The organism is Anaerovibrio sp. (assembly GCF_024697385.1).
Taxonomy (GTDB): domain Bacteria; phylum Bacillota; class Negativicutes; order Selenomonadales; family Selenomonadaceae; genus Anaerovibrio.
This window is the reverse complement of record NZ_JAILFV010000023.1, coordinates 1-3,073: the sequence shown is the minus strand read 5'-3', so window position 1 is coordinate 3,073 and position 3,073 is coordinate 1. Positions and strand designations below refer to the sequence as shown.

The following is a 3,073-nucleotide window of genomic DNA, read 5'->3' as shown; positions in this document are numbered from 1 at the left end:
TACTGCTAATCTTTTGCAAGGCACTTTGCAGCTTTTCCGTCTTATTGGGTATTAGACTCTGTCCTGTTTTTATGCGGTACTTGGCAGCTGTTTTCAAATTCCTTTGCTGCACGTATGCACCGATACGCCCAATTCCCTCTAGCATAAGAACACCTCCCTGTAGTTCTATCAATACTATATCGAAATAATATAATTTTAAATTAAACTACTTGACTCAGCCTGAACCTAGTTGATTTTTATCCGTTTGGACTGCACTCTACCAGCACATCCATCAGCTTCTCTACATTACCATTTGTTGTAGCCCAGCTGGTGGCCAATCTCACAACTATTTGCCCATCAGCTGTCTTCTCCCAAAAACTGAACTCCACACGCTGGCTTAACCTATTATATTCAGCTTCACTTAGACTTATAAATATTTGATTGGTGGGTGAATCAAAGGCTAGCCTATACCCGTTAGAAATTAAGCTCTCCCTTATTTTATCTGCTGCCTCCAGTGCTGTTTTTCCTATTGATTCATACAGAGCATTTTCAAATAACACGTCAAACTGAATTCCCAATATCCTGCCTTTAGCCAATAAAGCACCGTGCTGCTTCATAATAGTGAAAAAATGTGGTATTAATCCTGGATCCGGGATAACCACTGCCTCCCCCAACATGGCTCCGCATTTAGTTCCGCCTATATAGAAAGCATCACAAAGCCGTGCCAGATCCTCCAGAGAAACATCATTGCTCTTGCACCCTAATGCATAGGCCAATCTGGCTCCATCTACATAGAGGCGAATCTGTCGACTTCTGCAAACTCTGCTAAGCTCAGTCAGCTCCTGTAGCGAATACAAGGTGCCATACTCCGTTGGCTGAGATATATACACCATACCAGGCTTAACCATGTGATCATGGTTCAAATCTTCTTCAAATGCTTTACAGTATGCCTCAACAGCCTCAGCAGTTATCTTACCAAGCTGGTGCGGAATGGTCAAAACCTTATGCCCACCAAATTCAATGGCCCCTGCTTCATGAAGACTGATGTGACCACTATCAGGAGCAATAACTCCCTCATACGGCTTAAGCAAAGCATCTATTAATGTAGCGTTAGTTTGGGTCCCCCCAATCAGAAAATACACAGCTGACTTTGAGCATCCAATGGCTGTGCGTATACGTTCTCGGGCCGCTTCACAGATTTCATCTGTACCATACCCAGGACTCTGGAAAAGGTTGGTTTCAATCAGCCTTTCTATGATTCTTGGATGTGCTCCCTCCTGATAATCTGAAGCAAAAAACAATTTATTTTGACTCATATAGTCTGTCCCCTCCATATCATACTTTTCTAATGACAGTATAGATAACAGTCAAAAGACAATCAAGGAAATAGTATTTTGCAATATGTTTAAAGAAGTTCAATACTACAGCAAATTGTCAGATTATTTATAAAATTTTTGCCTTAAATATTGTCATAGTTAGTCAAAAGGTTTAAAATTTACATAGTGTATTAATTATAAAAGATTGGGGGATTACCAAATGTCAAACAGAATCGTTTTAAACACTATTTCTTACCATGGCTCAGGTTCCATCAATGAAATCATTGGTGAAGTAGAACGGGGCGGTTACAAGCATATCTTTGTATGCACCGATCCGGATCTGGTAAAATTTGGGGTTACATCCAAGATTACGGACCTGCTTAGCAAAAACAATATTCCATTTACTGTTTACGATAAAATCAAGCCAAACCCAACCATTCAGAACGTACAGGATGGTGTGGCAGCTTTTAAGGCCTGCAATGCTGATGCCATTGTTGCTGTTGGCGGCGGTTCATCCATGGACACAGCAAAAGCTGTTGGTATTATTATCAACAATCCTGAATTTGAGGATGTTCGCTCTCTGGAAGGCTTGTCTCCAACCAAGAATCATGCTGTACCTACTATAGCCGTACCAACTACAGCCGGAACTGCGGCAGAGGTTACTATAAACTATGTAATCACTGATGTGGAAAAGCAGCGTAAATTCGTATGTGTTGACCCTAATGATATTCCTGCTGTGGCAATCATCGACCCTGATATGATGGCTTCCATGCCAAAGGGATTAACAGCTGCCACTGGTATGGATGCCCTAACCCATGCTATTGAAGGTTATATCACCAAAGCAGCCTGGGAGCTTACTGATATGTTCCATCTCGAAGCTATTAAGCTTATTTCCCAGAATCTCCGTGATGCAGTAGCCAACAAGCCAGAAGGACGTAAAGGAATGGCTTTGGCACAGTATATCGCAGGAATGGGCTTTTCCAACGTTGGTCTGGGGATAGACCATGCGATGGCTCATACTCTCAGCGCACATTATGACACCCCTCATGGTGTTGCCTGTGCAATGCTCCTGCCGATTTCTATGGAATTTAACAAGAAACATACTGGCGAACGCTATCGTGAAATTGCCAGAGCTATGGGTGTCGCTAATGTTGACTCCATGTCCCAGGCCGAATACCGCGATGCCGCTATTGCTGCAGTAAAGAAGCTGTCCGAGGATGTTGGAATTCCAGCCAAGAACGAAAAGATTACCGAAGCTGACCTTAAGATCCTGGCCAAGGATGCCCTGGCTGATGCCTGCTATCCTGGCAATCCATGCGAAGCCACTGAGCAGCAGGTAATTGACATGTTCCGCCAGCTTATGTAATTCGTTACAAAACATTGGGGACCATTCACAGAATGGTCCCCTTTTTTTTGCTTTCATGTTCTATTTGCTTACATAACTGCGTTTTTCTGCAGGAATATCTTCCCATTTGATTTCATTTACGGGGCAACAACTCTTTAGGCTGAATATCCTTATGCCGATATCTCCTGCGTCCTTTAGTAACTTCACCATTTACCCAGATAATTGACACTTATTTATGATTTTGCTATATTATGTACCATAATATATTGTGCCGCCGGGTACGTCCTATGTCTGTTTCATTAGGCCTTAGAAGAAACAGCTGGACGTGCCCTTTTCTTATGAAGGGAGATGTTATATTGTATTGGATATATTTGGTTATTGCCGGCATGTTTGAAACAGTTTGGGCTGTGGCCCTTAAATACTCTCAGGGCTT

2 protein-coding genes are annotated in these 3,073 nt (G+C 42.5%); one reads left to right on the top strand and one right to left on the bottom strand.

The annotated features are described in order from the left end of the window. Nucleotides 1-236: 236 nt before the first annotated feature. A complete protein-coding gene (locus K6C05_RS01380) occupies nucleotides 237-1,295 on the bottom strand; it encodes an aminotransferase class V-fold PLP-dependent enzyme (protein WP_296730532.1) in 1,059 nt (352 codons plus the stop codon). Nucleotides 1,296-1,515: 220 nt separating this feature from the next. Here K6C05_RS01380 and fucO point away from each other — a divergent pair, with 220 nt between their 5' ends. Continuing rightward, nucleotides 1,516-2,661 carry a lactaldehyde reductase gene (gene fucO, locus K6C05_RS01375; protein ID WP_296730531.1) on the top strand — a complete coding sequence of 382 codons (1,146 nt, stop codon included), beginning with the start codon at nucleotides 1,516-1,518 and terminating at the stop codon, nucleotides 2,659-2,661. Nucleotides 2,662-3,073 lie beyond the last annotated feature (412 nt).